16 protein-coding genes are annotated in these 20,366 nt (G+C 64.7%); 4 read left to right on the forward strand and 12 right to left on the reverse strand.

The features are described 5' to 3' along the window. Positions 1-137 precede the first annotated feature (137 nt). Both ACRYLT_RS13050 and ACRYLT_RS13055 read right to left on the reverse strand, forming a co-directional pair. Positions 138-1,403, reverse strand: a complete 1,266-nt coding sequence (locus tag ACRYLT_RS13050) for a tetratricopeptide repeat protein (RefSeq protein WP_482664522.1) — start codon at positions 1,401-1,403, stop codon at positions 138-140. 46 nt (positions 1,404-1,449) lie between these two features. Beyond that, complete coding sequence (locus tag ACRYLT_RS13055) at positions 1,450-2,715, reverse strand: hypothetical protein (protein ID WP_482664523.1); 1,266 nt, start codon at positions 2,713-2,715, stop codon at positions 1,450-1,452. Positions 2,716-2,990: 275 nt separating this feature from the next. Here ACRYLT_RS13055 and gyrA point away from each other — a divergent pair, with 275 nt between their 5' ends. Further along, a complete protein-coding gene (gene gyrA, locus ACRYLT_RS13060) occupies positions 2,991-5,720 on the forward strand; it encodes a DNA gyrase subunit A (RefSeq protein ID WP_482664524.1) in 2,730 nt (909 codons plus the stop codon). Here the strand turns inward: gyrA and ACRYLT_RS13065 are convergent. From ACRYLT_RS13065 to ACRYLT_RS13075, 3 genes are all read right to left on the reverse strand, one after another. Beyond that, positions 5,717-7,462, reverse strand: coding sequence for an ATP-binding protein (locus ACRYLT_RS13065; RefSeq protein ID WP_482664525.1), 1,746 nt, complete (start codon positions 7,460-7,462; stop codon positions 5,717-5,719). The two genes, gyrA and ACRYLT_RS13065, sit on opposite strands and share 4 nt — an antisense overlap. Further along, positions 7,459-8,016: a YfiR family protein gene (locus tag ACRYLT_RS13070; protein WP_482664526.1), complete on the reverse strand. Its 558-nt coding sequence runs from the start codon at positions 8,014-8,016 to the stop codon at positions 7,459-7,461. Before ACRYLT_RS13070 ends, ACRYLT_RS13065 begins: the two co-directional genes overlap by 4 nt. Before the next feature lie 171 nt (positions 8,017-8,187). Beyond that, positions 8,188-9,552 (reverse strand): M20/M25/M40 family metallo-hydrolase, encoded by a 1,365-nt coding sequence (locus ACRYLT_RS13075; RefSeq protein WP_482664527.1) that lies wholly within the window; start codon positions 9,550-9,552, stop codon positions 8,188-8,190. Between the two features lie 145 nt (positions 9,553-9,697). Here ACRYLT_RS13075 and ettA point away from each other — a divergent pair, with 145 nt between their 5' ends. Further along, the gene (ettA, locus tag ACRYLT_RS13080) at positions 9,698-11,377 is read left to right on the forward strand and encodes an energy-dependent translational throttle protein EttA (RefSeq protein ID WP_482664528.1); all 1,680 of its coding nucleotides are present in this window, start codon (positions 9,698-9,700) and stop codon (positions 11,375-11,377) included. 29 nt (positions 11,378-11,406) lie between these two features. Beyond that, positions 11,407-12,042, forward strand: a complete 636-nt coding sequence (locus ACRYLT_RS13085) for a uracil-DNA glycosylase (protein ID WP_482664529.1) — start codon at positions 11,407-11,409, stop codon at positions 12,040-12,042. Between the two features lie 56 nt (positions 12,043-12,098). Here the strand turns inward: ACRYLT_RS13085 and aguB are convergent, their stop codons facing one another. The 4 genes from aguB to ACRYLT_RS13105 are packed head-to-tail and all read right to left on the reverse strand — an operon-like array spanning position 12,099 to position 16,291. After that, a complete protein-coding gene (gene aguB / locus ACRYLT_RS13090) occupies positions 12,099-12,947 on the reverse strand; it encodes an N-carbamoylputrescine amidase (RefSeq protein ID WP_482664530.1) in 849 nt (282 codons plus the stop codon). Then, positions 12,934-13,656: a hypothetical protein gene (locus ACRYLT_RS13095; protein WP_482664531.1), complete on the reverse strand. Its 723-nt coding sequence runs from the start codon at positions 13,654-13,656 to the stop codon at positions 12,934-12,936. The genes aguB and ACRYLT_RS13095 overlap by 14 nt, the downstream gene beginning before the upstream one ends. After that, positions 13,653-14,627, reverse strand: coding sequence for an agmatine deiminase family protein (locus ACRYLT_RS13100; RefSeq protein WP_482664532.1), 975 nt, complete (start codon positions 14,625-14,627; stop codon positions 13,653-13,655). The genes ACRYLT_RS13095 and ACRYLT_RS13100 overlap by 4 nt, the downstream gene beginning before the upstream one ends. An 8-nt stretch (positions 14,628-14,635) precedes the next feature. Continuing rightward, positions 14,636-16,291 carry a M28 family metallopeptidase gene (locus ACRYLT_RS13105; protein ID WP_482664533.1) on the reverse strand — a complete coding sequence of 552 codons (1,656 nt, stop codon included), beginning with the start codon at positions 16,289-16,291 and terminating at the stop codon, positions 14,636-14,638. Positions 16,292-16,406: 115 nt separating this feature from the next. Here ACRYLT_RS13105 and ACRYLT_RS13110 point away from each other — a divergent pair, with 115 nt between their 5' ends. Continuing rightward, positions 16,407-18,374, forward strand: coding sequence for a S9 family peptidase (locus ACRYLT_RS13110; RefSeq protein WP_482664534.1), 1,968 nt, complete (start codon positions 16,407-16,409; stop codon positions 18,372-18,374). 48 nt (positions 18,375-18,422) lie between these two features. Here the strand turns inward: ACRYLT_RS13110 and rpsD are convergent, their stop codons facing one another. From rpsD to nrdR, 3 genes are all read right to left on the reverse strand, one after another. Further along, on the reverse strand, positions 18,423-19,037 hold the full coding sequence (gene rpsD / locus ACRYLT_RS13115; RefSeq protein ID WP_482664535.1) for a 30S ribosomal protein S4: 615 nt from the start codon (positions 19,035-19,037) through the stop codon (positions 18,423-18,425). A 148-nt stretch (positions 19,038-19,185) separates the two neighbouring features. Further along, positions 19,186-19,905, reverse strand: a complete 720-nt coding sequence (locus ACRYLT_RS13120; RefSeq protein ID WP_482664536.1) for an RNA methyltransferase — start codon at positions 19,903-19,905, stop codon at positions 19,186-19,188. Beyond that, positions 19,902-20,363, reverse strand: a complete 462-nt coding sequence (gene nrdR, locus ACRYLT_RS13125) for a transcriptional regulator NrdR (protein ID WP_482664537.1) — start codon at positions 20,361-20,363, stop codon at positions 19,902-19,904. The genes ACRYLT_RS13120 and nrdR overlap by 4 nt, the downstream gene beginning before the upstream one ends. Between the last annotated feature and the right edge of the window lie 3 nt (positions 20,364-20,366).

The following is a 20,366-nucleotide window of genomic DNA, read 5'->3' on the forward strand; positions in this document are numbered from 1 at the left end:
AAAGCCCAACGGGTAAACGCTTCGGAGGCAAGGCGAAAGAGCCGGATTTGTCGCGTCGCAAATCGGGACGCGTTCGACTTAGGAAAGAATAGGGGCGCCGGTTCGCACCGACGCCCCCGCTTTCCGATCGCTTCGGCTCAGCTGGCCGGGCGGCTCAGCCAGAGCAGCCAGTAATTGGCCAGCTCGGCACGAGGGCCGGTGACCGCCCGGAGGGCGGTTTCGGCTTCCGCACGCTGGCCGGCAAGCGCAAGCGCCGCACCGAGACGCGTGTTCAGGAGATTGGCGTCTTCGCCGCCCTTCTGCAGGGCCGCACGGTAGAGCTCGGCGGCCTGAGCATATTGACCATTGCCGAAATAGAGGTCGCCGGCGATCCGCGCCTCCCGTCCGGTCGAGGCTGCCAGGGCCCGGGTTCGGGTTGCCGCGAGACTGCGTTCATCCTCGGCTGCCCGTTGGGTGGCAGTAGCGAGCATCTGGCGCGCTTCGGCATCGCTCGCCGGGATACGGCCGCTGCTCGTGCCCTCCTGGAGCACGGCTTTCGCTTCGCCCGGCAGTCCGGCACGGTTCAGGCGATCGGCAAATTCGACATATTCGTCACCGCTGCTGAAGGTGCCGGCCGCGCGCATGAGTCGGCGGATATCGATGGCGAGCGCTGCATCGCTGGTCGCCGTACGACGAAGATTGACGAGTCCCAGCCCGATATTTTCCGCGGTCGGATAAGCCTGAAGAAGCTTTTGCTGAAGCTCGGCGGCTGCAGCCGCGTTGCGCGTGTTCATCGCGAGATCGTAGGCCCGGCGATAGCGCTCCTGGCTGGCGCGCTGGCCGCTTTCCTCGCCAATCTGGATGATGCGCTGGTAGAGCCCAAGCGCCTCCGGATTCTTGTTGAGCCGGATCTTAACCTCGGCAAGTTGCCAGATCCTGTCCGAGTTCGTCGGCTCAAGCTCGACCAACCGAGCCAGGGTCTCTTCCGCCACGGCCCAGTTTTCGGACTGAATGGCGAAATTGGCCCGGTTGTTGAGCAACGGCCGCAGATTTTCAGGCGGAGCGACTCCGCTCGCCAGCATCGCCTCGGTTCCCTGCGCCTGAAGCTGCGCGTTCTGAGTGCCTCTTCCAATGTCGAACTGCTGGAGGCCGACGACATAACGTGCGTGAGGCGACTGCGCCGCGGCTTGAGCGGCCGGCAGGGCAGCGGTTGCCGCAGCCCAGTCCTGGGCCTGAACGGCAGTGATGAGCGGCGTGACCGCAGCCCGTTCCTCCGCGGTCATCTGTGCCAGGGGATTTTGCTGCTGCTGCTCCTGCTGCTGCTGTTGCCGCTGGCGCTGGCGCTGCGCGTCGGCGCTGTCGACAATCAGGACCGAGCTCCCGACGAGCAGGGCCGCGGCCAGAGCGACGTTGGAAACCTTCATTGACATACCTCCTTCGAGCGTCCGAGGACGCGGATTTGTGACCGGATCAGGCGCCTTGCCGCGCCAGCCAAACGAGCCAGAAGCCGGCGAGATCGGCCCGCGGGCCGGTGACGGCCCGGAGCGCCGCCTCGGCCTCCGCCTTGCGGCCGGCCAGCGCCAATGCGGCGCCAAGGCGCGAGTTGACCAGATTGGCATCCTCGCCGCCTTTCTGCAGCGCGGCAGAATAAAGTTCGGCCGCTTCGGCATATTGACCATGGCCGAAATGGACGTCGGCGGCGGCGCGCGCCTGGCTGCCGCTCGTGGCCGCGAGAGCGCGCGTTCGAAGGGCCGCAAGCCCGGACCGCTCCCGCGCCGCGCGCGGGTTGTTGGTCGTATTGATCTGTCGGACGACGGCTTCGCCGGAATCGAGCATGCCTCGGGCCAGTCCTTCGTCGATCACGGCCTTGGCCTCGCCGGAAAGCGTCTCGCCGATCGGCGAGCGGAAGCCGGCCTGGGCCGAGACACCGGCGGCGGCGGCGAATTCCAGATAGTCGCGCTCGCCGCTCAGCGCCTGCGCGGCGCGCATCAACCGGAAGATGTCGAGATTGAGCGCCGGGTCCGGCTGCGACGATTGCCGGTAAACGAGCAAGGCGTCGCGCCAGTTGATCGCACTGGGATAGGCGGACACCAGATCCCGGGCGAAGGCAATGCTTTGCGGCCCGAGTCTCGCTTCGAGAGCGAGCGCCACGGCGCGCTTGTACCAGCTTTCCGGCGCCTCCTGTCCAGAGGCCCGGTGGGCGGCGATGGCCCGCTGGATCAAAGCGACCGCCTGTTGGCGATCACCCATCCGAGCCTTCACCTGGCCGTAATCGGCGAGCAAAGCCGCATTGTTGGGCTGAAGCTCGATCACGCGGGCGAGCAGGCGGTCGGCGCGCTGGAACTCGTTGGCGAAATAGGCCCTGGATGCCTGGTTGGCGAGCAGCGAGGGCAGCTCGTCCGGCTGTGCCAATCCGCTTTCGACAATTGCATCCACAGCCTGGGCCAGCATCTGACCGTCGCCTCGGGCGCGGCCGATCTGAAGCTGATAATGGGCGAGGGCGTAGCGTCCGTCGGCGCCCCGAACCGCCGCACGCGCGGCGGTGAGGGCGGTATCCTGAGCCGCGCGATCGCTTCCCGCAGCGGCGGCGGCAAGTGCCTGAAGCGCCGTGCGCTCTTCGCGAGTGAGCGTGAGGCTGCGCTGGGCCGGCTGTTGAGCATCGAGCGGCGACGGAACGAGGAAGGCCGAGCCGCAGAAGATCGCCATCGCAGCCAGCGCCGCCTTCGAAACCGTCATCGAGGATCCTCCCTGTTTGCCCCTGCCCAGGACTGGCATTTGGGCGGTGGCTTCTACCGCTTATGCCAAGCCCTTTCTAGAGGCGGGGCAATGAACGGCGCTTGAACTGCGGCGAGCCGAAAGCTTGCATGAAAACAACGGTTTACTATGTCTCTTTCCTGCGCGCGCGTACGCGTGCGCGCGGGGTGGCGCTGGGCGGAACCATCCGCTAGGGTCGCGCCACTCGAGAACCTGCGCTTCGGCGCTTCACTTACAGACAATTTCAGGAACATCCATTGGCCAGCGCACCGCCGACCATCGAACCCAGCGACATCTCCCCGGTCTCCATCGTCGACGAGATGAAGACCTCCTATCTCGATTATGCGATGTCCGTGATCGTCGCACGGGCGCTGCCCGATGTGCGCGACGGGCTGAAGCCGGTGCATCGCCGGATACTCTATGCGTGCCAGGAGGGCGGCTTCGTCGCCGGGCGCCCTTATCGCAAGTCGGCCAAGATCGTCGGCGACGTCATGGGCAACTACCACCCGCATGGCGATTCCGCGATCTACGATGCGCTCGCCCGAATGACTCAGGACTGGTCGATGCGGGTGCCGCTGATCGATGGCCAGGGGAATTTCGGATCGATGGATCCCGATCCGCCGGCCTCGATGCGTTACACCGAGGCCCGTCTCGCCTGGGTCGCCATGACCCTGCTCGACGATCTCGACAAGGACACGGTCGACTTCACCCCCAATTATGACGCGTCGCGCGAAGAGCCTCAGGTTCTTCCGGCGCGCTTTCCCAACCTGCTCGTCAACGGGGCGGGGGGGATCGCGGTCGGAATGGCGACCAACATCCCGCCGCACAATCTGGGCGAGGTCATCGCCGCCTGCAAAGCCTATATGGACGATCCTTCCATCACCGTGGAAGGGTTGATGGAGCATATCCCCGGCCCCGATTTCCCGACCGCGCCCCTGATCCTCGGCCAGGCAGGGGCCCGGGCCGCCTACCAGAACGGGCGAGGCTCGATCATCATGCGGGCCAGGCACAAGATCGAGGAGGGGCGCGGCGACCGCCGGTCGATCGTGCTTACCTCGATGCCCTTCCAGGTCGGAAAGTCCGGCCTCGTCGAGCGCATTGCCGAGGCCGCCAAGGACAAGCGGATCGAAGGGGTCGCGGACATTCGCGACGAGTCCAATCGGGAAGGCGTCCGGGTCGTGATCGACCTGAAGCGGGACGCAACGCCCGAAGTCGTGCTGAACCAACTCTGGCGGCATACTCCGGCCCAGTCGAGCTTCCCGGCGAACATGCTCGCCATTCGCGGCGGCCGGCCCGAGACGCTCAACCTTCGCGACATCATCGAATCCTTCGTTCGCTTCCGCGAGGAAGTGATCACTCGCCGGTCGAAATATGAGTTGGCCAAGGCGCGGGAGCGGGCGCATCTTTTGCTCGGACTCGTCATCGCGGTGACCAACCTGGACGAGGTGGTTCGGATCATCCGCGGTTCGGCTTCGCCGGCCGAAGCGCGCGCCGCATTGCTGGCGCGAGACTGGCCGGTTGCCGAGATCGCGGCTTACATCGCTCTCGTCGAAGCCGTCGAGCATGAGGTCGACGGCGACACCTACCGCCTTTCCGACGCTCAGGTGAAGGCGATCCTCGACCTGCGCTTGCACCGCCTCACCGCTCTGGGTCGGGACGAGATTGCCGGCGAACTCAGGCAACTCGCTTCGTCGATCAGCGCCCTGCTCGAAATCCTTGCGGATCGAGTGAAGCTCTATGCCGTGATGCGGCAGGAGTTCGACGAGATCGCAGAAGCCTTCGCGACTCCCCGAGTGACGGAGATCGCGCCGGCCGCGGACGGGATTGACGATGAGGACCTGATCGAACGCGAGGACATGGTCGTGACGGTGACCATGGGCGGCTACATCAAGCGGACGCCGCTCGCCACGTTCCGAGCCCAGCGGCGGGGCGGCAAGGGCCGAGCGGGAATGGCGACCAAGGACGAAGATGCGGTCACCAACCTGTTCGTGACGTCCACCCATACTCCGGTCCTGTTCTTTTCGACGCACGGCAAGGTCTACCGGCTCAAGGTGTGGCGACTCCCGGAAGGCGCGGCCCAGGCTCGCGGCCGGCCCATGGTGAACCTCCTCCCGCTCGCGGAGGGCGAGACGATCTCGACGGTCCTTCCGCTCCCGGAGAATGAGGAAGAGTGGAAGGATCTGCACGTCATCTTCGCAACCGCTCATGGCAGTGTCCGGCGCAACTCGATGGACGCGTTCGCCAACATTCCGTCGAACGGCAAGTTCGCGATGCGGTTCGACGAGGACGCGACCGACCGACTCATCGGCGTTGCCCTCCTGACGGAAGAGGATGATGTCCTGCTCGCTACCCGTAACGGCAAGGCAATCCGCTTCGAGGCGACGGCCGTCCGGGAGTTTCAGAGCCGCACGTCGACGGGCGTTCGCGGAATCAATCTCCAGCAGGACGACGAGGTCATCTCCCTCTCGATCCTGAAGGGCTTCGACGCGACGACGGAAGAACGTGAAGCCTATCTTCGCGCGGCGCCGTGGAAGGAGAATCGCAACGAGCCGACCCTCAGCGCGGAGCGGATGGCGGATTTCGCGGCAGCGGAGGAGTTCATCCTCACTGTCACTGCGAACGGCTATGGCAAGCGGACTTCCGCCTTCGAGTATCGCCGAACGAACCGCGGCGGACAGGGGATCACCAATATCGAGACCTCGGCGCGCAACGGCCCCGTGGTGGCCAGTTTCCCGGCCCATAATGGCGAGCAGCTCATGCTGGTCACCGACCAGGCCAAGCTGATTCGCACAACGGTGGCGGACATCCGGATCGCCGGCCGCAACACTCAGGGAGTCACGATCTTCCGTGTCGCCGAGGGCGAGCATGTCGTCTCGGCGGCCCGGATCGAGGAAAGCGAGGACGAAGCGGAAGCCGTCGTCGATGTCGAGGATCCTGAACTCAGCGGCAGCGGGGCCGCGATGGGCGAAGGATCTTCCGAAGCCTAGGGTCGATCGGGGGCTCCAAGGGCCTGATCGAGCGCCGTGGCGAGTGTCTCGAGCCGATAGGGTTTGAGGAGAACGGGCCTTCCGCCCGTTCCCGAAGCCACCGCCTGTTCGCTGTATCCGGTGGTCAGGATGACGGGGAGGTCAGGCCGTTCGCGCTTGAGAGCGTCGGCAAGTTCGATCCCGCTCATTCCCGGCATCACGATGTCGGTGAAGACGGCGTCGAAGGGATCGACCCGAGCAAGTTCGAGCGCTCGCTCACCGGAGGTGGCGCGGGTAACGCTGTGGCCCAGTTCGGTGAGCAGGATCTCGGCGAACTCGCCCACTTCCTCATTGTCCTCGACGAGCAGGATCCGACCGCGCCGGTGGGCTTCGGAAAGGCCGAGATCCTGGCGTGCTTCAGCTTGCGCGGATTCGCGGCTGCAGGGCAGCAACAGAGTGACGGTGGTGCCCTCGCCAAGAACGCTGGTGATCCGGACATCGCCGCCCGATTGGGTCGCGAAGCCGTAAACCTGGCTTAGCCCCAGTCCGGTGCCCTTGCCGGTCGACTTTGTCGTGAAAAAGGGTTCGATCGCGCGGTTGAGCGTCTCCGGATCCATTCCGGTGCCGGTATCGGAAACCAAGATCGCGACCATAGCTCCCGATTTCGAATCCTGGTGCCGCTCTGTCCTGATCGTCAGCTGGCCACCTTCCGGCATCGCATCGCGCGCGTTGACGGCAATGTTCAGGAGCGCGGATTCGAGCTGTGCCCGGTCCGCCTCGACGGCGCAGGCATCATCGGCCAGTTCCGTCCGAACGTTCATGCGCTCGCCAAGCGTTCGGTCAAGCAGTTCGGTCATGCCCCTGATCAGTTCGTTGACATCGATCACCTCCGGCTGAAGCGGCTGCCGCCGAGCGAAGGCGAGCAGCTGACCAGTAAGAGCAGCAGCCCGGTTGGCCGCCTGAACCACCGATTCGGCGAAGCGCATGCGCTTCGCTTCGGTCAGGTCCGGGCGCCGCAGCATATCCGCCGAGCCTTGAATGACCGTCAGCAGATTGTTGAAATCATGGGCGATTCCGCCCGTCAATTGGCCGAGCGCTTGAAGCTTCTGCGATTGACGCAGCTGGTCTTCGGCCTTGGTGCGTTCGCTGATCTGAACGGTGAGTTCGGCATTGGCCTGAACAAGCGCTCGAGCCCTATTCTCGAGTTCGACATTGGCCCGCCGCAGAGCATTCTGACCGATTGCGAGCACCACCACGACAAGCGTGGCCATCAGGAAGAAGAGGCCGATAACGATATAGCGAGTCAGGCGGCGGGCAACCGGCTCCGGATCCACGGCAAGATAAACGCTCCCGATCGGTTCGCCACCGCTCAGCACCGGCACCGTCGACGCCACGGCGCTGCCGGCCTGTGCCGCCGGGCCGTCCGGCCGTTCGGGCGGTTGACTGCCGTCGCGGCCATAGCCCGCCAGACGGGCTCCCCCGGAATCGTAGACGCCGACCGTCCGGACCTGTCGGTTTACCCGGATCGCGTCCACCGCCTCCTGCGCGGCCTCCCGGTCGCCGAAGTCGAGCGCGGCGGAGACGCTGGCGGCGAGTATCTCCGCCTGAACTCTCGTCTGCTGGGCCTGGAGGTCGCGATAGGCGGCTTCGTTCTGGACGATGATTCCGATGCCGGCGAGCAGAAGCAGAGCAACGGTCAGGACGATCGTTGCCGGGGCGTTAGTGAGCCGGGTACCGAGACCGCTGAAGGGTCTGAGCCTCATGGACGTCTCTGTCGAACGCCAAGTGCCAAGGCGAGGAGCCGCGAGCTGATCGAAAGCCGATGATCGAATGCAGCCGCTTCATCGATGAAGAATCGCACCCGACCTCGGGACAGAATGAAATGGATCATTCCGCGCTGCCGACCTGACCCGCCTTCGGTCACCGTCAGGATCGAGTGCCCCCGGAGCCCGCGGAGAAGGCGTTCGGTTTCTTCGGGGCTGGAGCCCTGGACGAAGGCCAGGTGGCAGCCAGGTGCGCGATCGACAGACGGCATTCGACGGACCAGCACGCCTCGGCCGTCGATCCTCTCCTTCTCTGCCGCTCGGTCGAGAGTCCGGCCGAACGGATCCCGACCGATCACGCAAAGGTGAAAGGGCTCGCGCGGCATCGGCGCTGCGGCCGCGGGCCAGCTCACGTAGCGGATGAATTTGGGGATGAACTCGGCCATGACGGCAGTCTCGCTCGACTGTGAACGAGCGGGTGCACTCGTCAATGCCAGCGACACCAGCGCCGCAACGAGCCCCGTGGACAGGGTGAGGATGCGCTGCCCGGTCAAGACTTCACCCAGGTTGAGCGAGGACGGCCCGGATGGCCGGGCAGAGTTAGCGCGACGGAACCCAGAAGGACCCGGACGCAGCAGACTTTCACTGCAGATTCCTCATCTTAGCCTTCCCTGGGCGCGGTCCTCACTGTCGGACTCGCAACCCCAAAGGTCAAGGCCAGGCAATTATCGGGCCGAGCGCTCGATCCGCTCGGGCGCGTCGGCGACCGTTGCCAGCATGGCTGTCCATGCGGCGACATTCTGACGGAGCTGCTCGGGATCGATCTTGTCGAGCGTGTCATCCGGCGTGTGATGATAGTCGAAGTAGCGGGTGCCGTCCTGATTGAGGTCGATGGCGGCGACACCGCGGCGCGCCCACACGCCCAGGTCGGCGCCGGCATTGGCAGCATCGCGGCCGCGGGCGATGCCGAGCGGCGCGAGCAAGGCCGTCAGCCGATCGGCGATCGCATTGTTGGCGGGAGCGAAGCTGTAGTTGACGCGCCAGATCCGATCCGCACCGAAGTCCGATTCGGCCACCAATGCGACATTGTCCCCCTGATGGGCATTGAAATAGGCGCGGCTTCCGTCGCCCCCGACTTCCTCGGCGCCGAACAGCACGACCCGGATCGTCCGCCGCGGCCGGCCGGCATCCATGATCCGCTTGGCCGCAGCCATTGTGATCGCGACTCCGGCGGCATTGTCGAGAGCGCCGGTGCCGAGATCCCAGCTGTCGAGGTGGCCGCCGATCAGCACGATTCCGGCGTCTGGGTCCGTTCCCGGCACTTCGCCAATCACGTTGCCGGACTCGCGCATGCCGAGGTTGCGCGGAGTCAAAGCGAGCCGCATCCGAACCGGCCGGCCGCGATCCAGAATGCGCTGGAGCTGCTCGGCATCCGGGATGGACAGAGCGGCGGCAGGGATCGGCCGAACCCCCTCAGCCCACATCTGGACGCCCGTATGGGGATTGCGGTGATAATCGGTGCCGATCGACCGGATCACGATTCCCGCCGCTCCCTTGCGCGACGCGATCGACGGACCCACCCGACGGGGAGCGCCGAACTGGCCATAGCCGGAGCCGTCCTGGGTCGGCTGCATCGCATGCGTGATGAAGACGATCTTGCCGCGGACGGCGGAATCCGGCGCCGCTTCGAGTTCGGCGACATTCCGGAAGCCGATCACTTCGGCCTCGATGCCGCGAGCCGGTGTTGCGCCGCTATTGCCCAGGGCCGTCACCGCCAGCGGCTGGGGGAAGGGAGAAAGAATCTCCGCTCGCTCCTCGCCTCGGACCCAGACCGGCATCTGATAGGTCTCGATCCGCACATTGCTGAAGCCCAGCTCGCGAAGCTTCGATGCCGCCCATTGCCGCGCCCGCGCTTCGCCCTCCGTTCCGGCCAGGCGTGGGCCGACTTCGGTGGTCAGTCCTTCGGCGATCTCCCAGGCAATCCGGTCCTCTTGCAGGGCGGCATCGCGAAGCGCTTCGGCGCGATCGGCCACTGGCTGGGCGAAAGCGAGGGAAGGGGCGGCGAGAGCAAGGAGCAGCATCTTCTTCATGGCGTCGGGGCTTAGAGCCTGTGGCCGGGCCGTGCAACGGCGGCTGCCCTCGTCACGGCGGACACGAGGTTTGCCAAGTGCGTTCCGGCAGACTAACTAGCGGCCCAATTCCGGCACTTCCCAGACATTGGAGAGCGAGCGCCTCATGGCCGCACAGTACAGCTTTGTGATGAAAGGTCTCACGAAGACCTTCCCCGGCGCCAACAAGCCGATCCTCAACGGCATCCATCTGCAATTCTATCTCGACGCCAAGATCGGCATCGTCGGCCCCAACGGGTCGGGCAAGTCGACTTTGATGAAGATCATGGCCGGGCGCGACAAGGAGTTCATCGGCGAAGCCTGGCCCGGCGAGGGAATCACCGTCGGCTATCTCGAGCAGGAGCCGCAGCTCGATCCGACCAAGACGGTCAAGGAGAACGTCATGGACGGCGTTCGGCCCGTCGCCGACATGCTCGACCGCTTCAACGCGATCAGCGCAATGATGGCCGATCCGCCGGAAGATGCCGATTTCGATGCCCTGATGGCGGAGATGGGCGAGCTTCAGGAGAAGATCGACGCCGTCGATGGCTGGACCCTGGACAACCAGCTCGAGATCGCGATGGACGCGCTGCGCTGTCCGCCGGGAGACAGCTCGGTCGAAAATCTGTCCGGCGGCGAGAAGCGGCGGGTGGCACTTACCCGATTGCTCCTCGAAAAGCCGAACATCCTCCTGCTCGACGAGCCGACCAACCATCTCGACGCCGAGAGCGTCCAGTGGCTGGAAAAGCACCTGGTCGATTATCCGGGCAACGTGATCCTCGTCACTCACGACCGCTATTTCCTGGACAATGTCGTCAACTGGATCCTCGAATTGGATCGAGGGCGCTACTTCATCTACGAGGGGAACTATTCCACCTATCTCGAGAAGAAGGCGAAGCGCCTCGAGCAGGAGGAGCGGGAGGAAGCCGGACGCCAGAAGGCCATCGCCGACGAGCTCGAATGGATCCGTCGCTCGCCCAAGGCTCGGCAGGCCAAGTCGAAGGCGCGTATCCGCGCGTTCGACGAACTGGTCGAAGCGCAGGAGAACCGGACCCCGGGCAAGGCGCAGATCCTCATCCAGGTGCCGGAGCGGCTCGGCGGCAATGTCATCGACGTCAACGGGGTGACCAAGGCTTATGGCGACAAGCTGCTGTTCGAGGATCTGACGTTCAGCCTTCCCCCGGGCGGAATCGTCGGAGTGATCGGGCCGAACGGCGCCGGAAAGACCACCTTGTTCCGGCTCATCACCGGGCAGGATCAGCCGGATTCGGGCGAGATCAAGATCGGCCCGACGGTCCAGCTCGGCTATGTCGACCAGTCGCGCGATCATCTCGACCCGAACAAGAATGTCTGGGAGGAGATTTCCGACGGGCTCGACATATTCCGGTTCGGGAAGCACGAAATCGCTACCCGGGCCTATGTCGGAGCGTTCAACTTCAAGGGCCCCGACCAGCAGAAGAAGGTCGGCCAGCTGTCGGGCGGTGAGCGCAACCGAGTGCATATGGCGAAGATGTTGAGGCGAGGAGGAAACGTGCTTCTGCTCGACGAGCCGACCAACGACCTCGACGTGGAGACTCTTCGCGCGCTGGAGGAGGCGCTCGAGAATTTCGCCGGTTGCGCCGTCATCATCAGCCACGATCGATTCTTCCTCGACCGGCTGGCCACGCACATCCTCGCCTTCGAAGGAGATAGCCATGTCGAGTGGTTCGAAGGCAATTTCGAAGCCTATGAGGAAGACAAGCGACGTCGGCTCGGGCCGGAAGCGGACCGGCCTCACCGGATGAGCTACAAGAGGCTGACGCGCTGAGCTTCGGCGTCGACTGGCCCGAAAGCCCCTTGCCGGAGTCGGAAGCGCCGCGCGACTGCCCGCTCTGCCCTCGGCTGGTGGCGTTTCGCCACGAGCTTCGTTCGCAATATCCGGACTGGTGGAACGCTCCGGTCCCCGCCTTCGGCGATCGCAAGGCGTGGCTCGCCATTGTCGGTCTCGCGCCGGGGATGTTCGGCGCGAACCGCACCGGTCGGCCCTTCACCGGCGACTATGCGGGCCTGCTCCTTTACCAGACTCTGGGCAGGTTCGGCCTCGCCGAAGGCGTATACCAGGAAAGGATCGACGACGGGCTTCGCCTGACGGGCTGTGTCATCCTCAATTCCGTCAAATGCCTGCCGCCGGCGAACAAGCCGTTGCCGGCGGAAATCACGACTTGCCGGCGCTACCTGGAAGCTTCGCTGGCGCTCCTGCCCGATGTTCGGGTGCTGGTGGCGCTTGGCCGGATCGGCCATGAATCGGCGGTTCGAGTAACCGGAGGACGGCCAGCCCAGTACCGGTTCGGCCATCTCGCAGAGCACCGGCTGCCCGACGGCCGGATCCTGATCGATAGCTATCACTGCTCGCGCTACAATCAGAATACCGGCCGACTGAGCCGGGAGATGTTCGAGGCCGTCTTCACCAGAGCCGTCGAGCTGCGTCCTTAACCTTTCCGGCTTCTGGCGAAGCGCGTCATCGAACGATCGAAGCCGGAGCGGTCGATTCAGATATCCTGGGTCAGCCGGCCGTAAAGTTCGGGACGCCGGTCGCGGAAGAAACCGAAAGCCGCACGATGTCGCTTCACCCGGTCGAGGTCGAGGCTGGCGCTGATCACGCCCGTTTCGTTTCGGCCGAACTCGGCAAGAATGTCGCCGCGCTCGTCGCAGATGAAGCTGTGGCCGTAGAAGTCCTGACCGCATTCATTGCCGATGCGATTGGCGGCGACGACCGGGACGACATTGGAAACCGCGTGGCCGATCATGGCGCGGCGCCACAGGCGGCTGGTATCGAGCCCGGGATCGTGAGGCTCGCTGCCGATCGCCGTCGGATAGAAAAGGATCTCGGCCCCCATCAACATCATCGATCGAGCGGTTTCCGGATACCACTGGTCCCAGCAGACGCCGACGCCGAGCGTTGCGGCGGGAGTCTTCCAGACCTTGAAGCCGGTGTTGCCGGGCCGGAAATAGAATTTTTCCTCATAGCCCGGGCCGTCCGGAATGTGACTCTTGCGGTAAATGCCCATGATCGCGCCCTTGTCGTCGATCATCGCAAGGCTGTTATAATGATGCGGCCCGTCGGCTTCGAAGAAGCTGGTCGGAATGAAGATCTCCAGCTCGGCCGCAAGCTTCTGCATCGCCAGGACCGCAGGATGCTGATCCACCGGACGAGCGTTGGCGAACAGTTCCTCATCCTCGGTTCGGCAGAAATAGAGGCCTTCGAACAGCTCGGGAGGCAGAACCACCTTCGCGCCGCGTCCGGCTGCTTCGCGAACGAGCTGCGAGACGTTCCCGATATTCTCGTGAAGATCATCGGTGAAGGCGAGCTGGAGAGCGGCAACTTCAAGCTGGGGCACGACGAGGTTCCTTGAGTGACGTGTGGCCGATAGGTACGGCTTCATCCGCGTTTTTCCAGAGCCAGAGCCCGATCAGCAATCGACCGAGCGGCTGGATGGCGGGGTAGAGCCAACGGTCGAGCAGCGGCGGCAGGCCTGGGCCGCCGAAGGCGGAAACGAAGATGCTGAGGGTCAGCAGGCTGGCCGCGAGATAGAAGGCTCCGACCAGCCGCGTGAAACCCTCGATCCGCAGGAAGGCAGCGGCGTAGCAACTGCAGCCGACGAGGAAGCCGAGAAGGAGCAGCCAGTAGCTGGCTTCCCAGAGACCGTCATACAATGCAGTGCGAACGTCCATGCTCGTCCGGACGGTGGGATCCCCCGCAAGCCAGGCATGTCGCCAGGGATCGAACATGAACAGCGTCATCGTCTGCTGGCCCGCTTCGACGGCTGCCCAGAGGGCGAAGCCCAGCACTCCTGCGAGGACCAGAGCCGGTCGACCGCGCATCCGTACCGCCACGGCAAGCGCGGCCGCAAACGCCAGGAACGGATGGACCAGATAGACCCAGGCCCGCAACCTGTACGCTGGCTCGACCACGGTCGCCATTCGCGCCTCGAAGGTTTCCGCGGACGCATACAGGTCCGGCAGAAAGATCAGCAGCAGGGTGGTTATCGCGGAAAGAAAGGAAGCGATCGCGCCGGTGCGATAGAAGCCCGGCCCGAACCGGATCATCTGGGCACTTGCTGGCTGATGCAGTGGAAGCTGCCACCGCCGGTCAGAACGTGGTCGGCGCGCAGTCCCACCGCCTTGCGGCCCGGAAACTGGGAAGCGATGAGCTCAACGGCCGCCTCGTCATTCGCGGCCCCATAAAGGGGCACGACCACGGCGGCATTGCCGATGTAGAAGTTCATGTAGGAAGCGGGGATGATCTCCCCGTCGCGTTCGATCCGACCGGGCGAGGGGAGGGCGATGACTTCCAGCCCCATCCTCTCGGCACGGAATCGTGCGTCGGCATAGACCTGCTGGTTCGGGTCCCGGCTGCTCTCCGGCACGGGTATCGCCAGCTTTCCTTCGCCGACGAACCGGGCGAGATTGTCGACATGCCCGTCGGTATGATCGTTGAGCAGGCCTTGGCCCAGCCAGAGCAACCGTTCGATTCCAAGGGCGTTTCGAAGTCGGGCTTCGACTTCCGAAGCGTCCAGACCGGGATTGCGGTTCGGATTGAGCAGGCACTGCTCGGTGGTGACGGCGAGGCCGGTGCCGTCGACGTCAAGGGCTCCGCCTTCGAAGACCCAATCGAATTGCCGCGCTTGCAGTCCGATCGTGCGGGCCAGCCGGGGCGCCAGGCTGTCGTCGCCGGGAAGGTCGTATTTGCCGCCCCAGCCGTTGAAGCGAAAGGCGGCAGCAGCCCGCTCGGCATCCTTGACGATGATCGGCCCGGTATCGCGGATCCAGATATCGCCGAAGCTCTGCTCGACGACGGTGGCGAAGGGCGCCATCCGTCGAGCCGCCTCGGCCGCTTCGCCGTCGGCTGCGACGAGCCGGACTTCCTCGCCCTTGCCGCCGGCATGAACGGCTTCGGCGAACGCCGCCACCTCCTCGCGAGCAGACTGCAAATCCTCCTGCCAGAGCTCCGGATGGCTCGGAAAGCCGATCCAGACCAATTCATGCGGAGCCCATTCGGGCGGCTGGCGGGCCGGCATGACGGTCCTCAGCGTCCGGAACGCGAGCGATCGCGGATGGCGCGGAATTCGTCGCCCTCGTACCAGTTCGGCCAGGCTTCGGTCTCGGCGAGCTCGCGGCCGAGCCGGTAGAACATCCGCATTTCGCGGAGCGCTCCCGTCCAGTCCCAGTTGGGATCATATTCGTCCTCAGGCCCGTGATAACGGTTGGCGCGATACGCGCTCTGCCAAGCCTCGCCGGCCGATCGCCCGCCATTGACGAGATCGGGTCCCAGCTTGGCATAGATCATCGGCACGCCGAACTTGGCCATGCTGAAATGATCCGATCGGTAATAATAGCCCGCCTGCGGCGAGGGCTCCGGAGTCAGCGTCAAATTCTCGGCCGCTGCGGCCCGCTGAAGGTAGGCATCGAGCTCCGACTTGCCTGCGCCGACGGCGTAGAAGTCGCGAGCATCGCCGTGCATCGTCAGACTGTCGATGTTGATCCCGCCGGCTGTCTGAGCCAGCGGGTAGATCGGATTGGCCGCGTAATAGGCGGAGCCGAGCAGCCCGGATTCCTCCGCCGTGACGGCGAGGAACACCAACGTTCGATCGGTACGTCCGGCACGGGCATGGGCCTCGGCCAGAGCGACCAGTGCAGCGGTTCCCGTGGCATTGTCGATCGCGCCGTTGCAGATGCGGTCTTCGCCGCTTTCGCGGCAGACGCCGAGATGGTCCCAGTGGGCCGTGTAGAGCACATATTCGTCCGGCCTCGACGTACCGGGAAGTACGCCGATCACGTTGCGCGACGCGGCGGTTCGGATCGCATTTTCGAGGCTGATCGAAGCCCGCAGGCCGCCGAGCGGAACGGCGCGAAAACCGCGTTGCTGGGCGGACCGGGTGAGCGATTCAAGGTCCTGCCCCGCGGCGGCGAGGAGCCGCCGGGCCGCCTCGTTGGTCAGCCAGCCATTGACGGCCGTCTGGTCGGCGCCGCCATTGGCCGTCTGCATGTAGAGTTGAGGGCCGGTCCAGCTGTTCTCGACCACATTCCAGCCATAGGAAGCCGGAGCCGTGTCGTGGACGATGAAAGCTGCTGCCGCACCTTGCCGGGCCGCTTCCTCATATTTGTAGGTCCAGCGGCCATAATAGGTCATGGCTCGACCGTTGAACGGCCCCTCGAGCGCCTGCGAGGCCCAGTCGGGATCATTGACGAGGATGATCACCGTCTTGCCGCGGACATCGACTCCCTCATAGTCGTTCCACCCGCGCTCCGGCGCGTTGATCCCGTAGCCGACAAAGACGATTTCGCTGTTGCTGACCTCGACCCGAGGTTGGGTGCGATAGGAAGCGCCAACGAAATCGGTGCGGTAGTCGAAGGTGATCGGCTGACTGCCGCCGGTGACGCGAAGCTGCGGACTGCCCTGGGTGGCGATCTCGACCAGCGGCACGTCCTGGTACCAGCTGCCATTATTGCCGGGCTGCAGGCCGGCGCGCTCGAATTCGCGGGCAAGAAGCTCGACCGTTTTGGTCTCGCCCTCGGTTCCCGGTGCGCGCCCCTGAAAGGCGTCGGACGAAAGCTCCTGGGTCACCCGCTGTAGTGTTTGGAAGGATATTTGCGGCGCGGCGCTTGGAGTCGCCACGGGCGTGGTTGAACAGGCGCTGGCCGCCAAGGCTGCGGCGAGGATGAGGAGACTGCGCACGATCATGCCCTTTCTTTCGCTCCGACGGAGCGGCTCCTGCCATCGGGCACGCCGTTTCGCAACCTTGCGCCATCCTCGGGGGCTTGGCATTCTGCTGCTCCAAGACTTTGGGGGGAGCTTGATGATTCAACGGCTTGCCGGAGCGCTGCTGGTGCTCCTGTTCCTCCAGGCGCAAAGCGCTCCTGCCGATCCTGCGGCCGCATTCGGCGCAAGGGAAAGTATCGAAAGCATCAGACTTTCGCCCGACGGGAGTCACATCGCTTATGTCGCTCCGAGGCAGGGACAAGGTTCCGCTCTTTATGTGGTTGACCTTGCCTCCGGCGAGTCCCGTCAAACGACCGCGGTGGACGGCCGTCGGCAAAGGCTCGGCGGCTGCAACTGGGTCTCAAATCAGCGGCTGGTTTGCACCGTCTATGCGATGACCGACGCGCCCGGCGAGATCGTCTCCGTTTCTCGCCTCGTCGCCCTCGACGCCGACGGCTCCAACATTCGTCAGCTCGGGCAGACGGACAGCTTCTATCAACGCTATGCTTCGCTTTGGGGCGGAGCGGTCGTCGACTGGCTCCCGGGGCAAGAGGGGGCCGTCCTGATGGGCCAGTATTTCGTGCCCGAGCAACGGGCTGGCACCAATCTCGAGCGGCGCGAACGCGGGCTTGGCGTAGTCCGGGTCGACACGAGAAGCGGGAGCAGCCGCCGGGTGGAGAGCCCCCATCTTCAGGCGGCGAGCTACGTTTCCGACGGTCGCGGCAAGGTCCGCATCATGGGCGTCCAGCGGCCGCGTGGCGAGACCGGGCAGGCGGGGGAAGTCATCAACTATTTCTTCCGCAGTACCGATTCTGACGCGTGGCAGCCACTTGGTCAGTACAATATCGTGACTCGCGAGGGGCTGGACCCTCTTGCCGTCGACCCTCAGCTCGACGCGCTTTATGCTCTCGAGAAACTGAACGGTCGGATGGCGCTTTACCGGGTGGCGCTGGATGGATCGGGGCGCCGGGAGCTGGTGGCATCGCACGACCAAGTGGACATTGATGGAGTCGTGCGCATCGGCCGGGCGGGACGCGTAGTCGGAGCCAGTTATGCCACTGATAGGCGGCAAGCGATCTTTTTCGATCCCGAGCTGAAAACCTTGGCTGAGCGACTCTCCCGCGCGCTTCCGGGGCTGCCCCTGATCCGCTTTGTCGACGCTTCCGAGAATGAGCAGAAGCTGCTGATCTGGGCTGGAAGCGATAGGGACCCTGGTCGCTACTATATCTACGACACGGGCAGCCGCCAACTCGCGGAGATCATGCTGAGCCGTCCTCAGCTGGAAGGCGTTCGCCTCGCCGAGGTTCGCCCGGTCACCTATCGCGCGGCCGACGGAACCATGGTTCCAGCCTATCTTACCTTGCCGGCCGGGAGTTCGGGGCGTGGCCTGCCGGCGATCGTCATGCCGCATGGCGGGCCGAGCGCTCGCGACGAGTGGGGATTCGATTGGCTTGCCCAATATTTCGCCCATCACGGGTTTGCTGTGCTGCAGCCGAATTTCCGCGGTTCGGCAGGCTATGGCGACGACTGGTTCCAGGAAAACGGCTTTCAATCCTGGCGAGTGGCGATCGGCGATGTGAACGATGCCGGTCGGTGGCTAATCGGCGAAGGAATCGCCGATCCATCCAAGATTGCCATCTTCGGCTGGTCCTATGGCGGCTACGCTGCCCTTCAATCAGGTGTCCTCGATCCCAACCTGTTCAAGGCCGTCGTCGCGGTGGCGCCGGTGACCGATCTCAACCTTCTCAAGGAGGAATGGCGGAACTGGACGAACTTCCGGCTGGTGCGTGACTTCATCGGGAGTGGCCCGCATGTGCGCGAGGGTTCGCCGGCGCAGAACGCCTCGGTCCTGAGGGCGCCGGTGCTGCTTTTCCATGGCGATCTCGATCGCAACGTCAATGTGCGGCAGTCGCGGGTGATGGCGGATCAGCTCAGGGACTCCGGTCGTCCGGTGGAGCTCGTCGTCTTCCCGGGGCTGGATCATTATCTGGAGGATTCGGAGGCGCGCGCCCAAATGCTTCGACAGAGCGACACCTTCCTCCGCCGGGCGCTTGGCATCCAATGAAAAAGGGCGGCCGTTCGGCCGCCCTCGTGAACTGTCCCGGAGCCCGGATCAGCGCGAATAGAACTCGACGACCAGGTTCGGCTCCATCCGGACCGGATAGGGCACCTCGTCCAGGGTCGGAACGCGGTTGAAGGTGACCTTGGTGGTGCCGTCCGGAACGATGTAGTCGGGAATGTCACGCTCGGCGAGGCCCTGAGCTTCGATCACCAGCGCCATTTCCTGCGCCTTCGGTCCAAGCTCGATCACGTCGCCGATATTCACCCGGCGCGACGCAATGTTGCACTTGACGCCGTTTACCCGAACGTGGCCGTGGCTGACGAGCTGGCGAGCGGCCCAGATCGTCGGAGCGAACTTGGCGCGGTAAACGACCATGTCGAGCCGGCGCTCGAGCAATCCGATCAGGTTCTGACCGGTATCGCCTTTCATTCGCGCAGCCTCGGTGTAGGTGCGCTTGAACTGCTTCTCGGTCACATCGCCATAATAGCCCTTCAGCTTCTGCTTGGCGCGGAGCTGAATTCCGAAGTCGGACAGCTTGCCCTTGCGGCGCTGACCATGCTGGCCGGGGCCATATTCGCGGCGGTTGACGGGGCTCTTGGGACGGCCGAAGACGTTTTCGCCCATTCGGCGGTCGAGCTTGTACTTGGCGCTTGAGCGCTTCGACATTCTGCTACTCCAATCTGCTTGTGCCCGTTCGGGCGGAAATCCCTGGAACCGCACCGCCGGACCGACAGATGTCCGGCGCGGCCGCCGCTTCACCAGGGGTGCGGGGCCAATTGCGAAGGCGCGCACATGGCGACCGGCAGGGAAAAAGTCAACCGGCTCGCCGAGGTTCCGACAAGGCACGGACGATGCCGCGAAGCGCCTGAACCTCGCGCGACGACCAGCCTGCCTTGGTCAGGATGGTTCGGATCGTGTTCTTGGTCGCGGGCGTCCGATCGGGGGGATGGAAATAGTCCACCTTCTCCAAGGCTTCGTAGAGTTGCTGGACCAAGCCCTCCAGATGCTCGTGCGGCGCTCGTGGCTCGGCCTCGTCCCCCAGCGTCGGAACGGCGAGTTCCTTGCCCTTCGACCATTCGTAGGCGATCAGGATCACTGCCTGAGCGAGGTTGAGCGAGCGGAAGTCGGGATTGACCGGAACGGTGACGATCCTTCCGGCAATCGCAACCTCATCCGTTTCAAGCCCGGATCGCTCCGCCCCGAACAGGATCGCCGACGGCCCGTCGGCGGTCCAGATTTCCCGGGCCGCTTCCTCCGGCGACACGACCGGGATGACGAGGCCGCGCTTGCGAACGGTGGTCGCATAAACATGGGGGCAGTCGGCAACCGCCTCGGCGACACTGTCGAAGACTCGCGCCCGCTCCAGAACGACATCCGCCCCGGACGCGGCGGGTCCGGCGGCGGGGTTCGGCCAGCCGTCGCGAGGGCTTACCAGTCGAAGGTCCGCCAGCCCGAAATTGAGCATCGCCCGGGCCGTCTTGCCGATATTCTCGCCAAGCTGAGGACGCACGAGGACGATCGCCGGCGGAGTCACTCTCTTCCCGCCTCGGTGACCGTGCCAGCAAAATCTTCGAAATCCTTGGCCTCGCGGAAATCCTTATAAACGCTTGCGAACCGAATATAGGCCACCGGATCGAGCGCCTTCAGGCCGTCCATCACCATCTCGCCGATCCGGGTGGACGAGATCTCGCTTTCGCCGCTGGTTTCGACCTGTCGCTGGATCGAGGATGCGAGCCGCTCGATCCGTTCCTGGGGCACCGGGCGCTTCCGGCAGGCGATGGCGATCGAACGCTCGAGCTTCGCGCGGTCGAAGGGCTCGCGCCGGTTTTCGGATTTGACGACCGTGAGATCCCGGAGCTGAACGCGTTCAAAGGTGGTGAAACGCGCACCGCAATCCTCACACTGGCGGCGGCGACGGATCGAAGAGCCGTCCTCGGTCGGACGGCTGTCCTTCACCTGGCTGTTCTCATGGGAGCAGAAGGGGCAGCGCAACCC

This window comes from Sphingosinicella sp. SM1-17 (assembly GCF_056821765.1).

Bases quoted from the DNA above. Each gene is read 5' to 3' on its own strand.
- ACRYLT_RS13055 (WP_482664523.1), bottom strand. From the start codon at position 2,715: ATGACGGTTTCGAAGGCGGCGCTGGCTGCGATGGCGATCTTCTGCGGC.
- ACRYLT_RS13075 (WP_482664527.1), bottom strand. From the start codon at position 9,552: ATGAAGAAGATGCTGCTCCTTGCTCTCGCCGCCCCTTCCCTCGCTTTC.
- ACRYLT_RS13050 (WP_482664522.1), bottom strand. From the start codon at position 1,403: ATGAAGGTTTCCAACGTCGCTCTGGCCGCGGCCCTGCTCGTCGGGAGC.
- ACRYLT_RS13110 (WP_482664534.1), top strand. From the start codon at position 16,407: ATGATTCAACGGCTTGCCGGAGCGCTGCTGGTGCTCCTGTTCCTCCAG.
- ACRYLT_RS13065 (WP_482664525.1), bottom strand. From the start codon at position 7,462: ATGAGGCTCAGACCCTTCAGCGGTCTCGGTACCCGGCTCACTAACGCC.
- ACRYLT_RS13095 (WP_482664531.1), bottom strand. From the start codon at position 13,656: ATGATCCGGTTCGGGCCGGGCTTCTATCGCACCGGCGCGATCGCTTCC.
- ACRYLT_RS13105 (WP_482664533.1), bottom strand. From the start codon at position 16,291: ATGATCGTGCGCAGTCTCCTCATCCTCGCCGCAGCCTTGGCGGCCAGC.
- ACRYLT_RS13100 (WP_482664532.1), bottom strand. From the start codon at position 14,627: ATGCCGGCCCGCCAGCCGCCCGAATGGGCTCCGCATGAATTGGTCTGG.
- rpsD (WP_482664535.1), bottom strand. From the start codon at position 19,037: ATGTCGAAGCGCTCAAGCGCCAAGTACAAGCTCGACCGCCGAATGGGC.
- ettA (WP_482664528.1), top strand. From the start codon at position 9,698: ATGGCCGCACAGTACAGCTTTGTGATGAAAGGTCTCACGAAGACCTTC.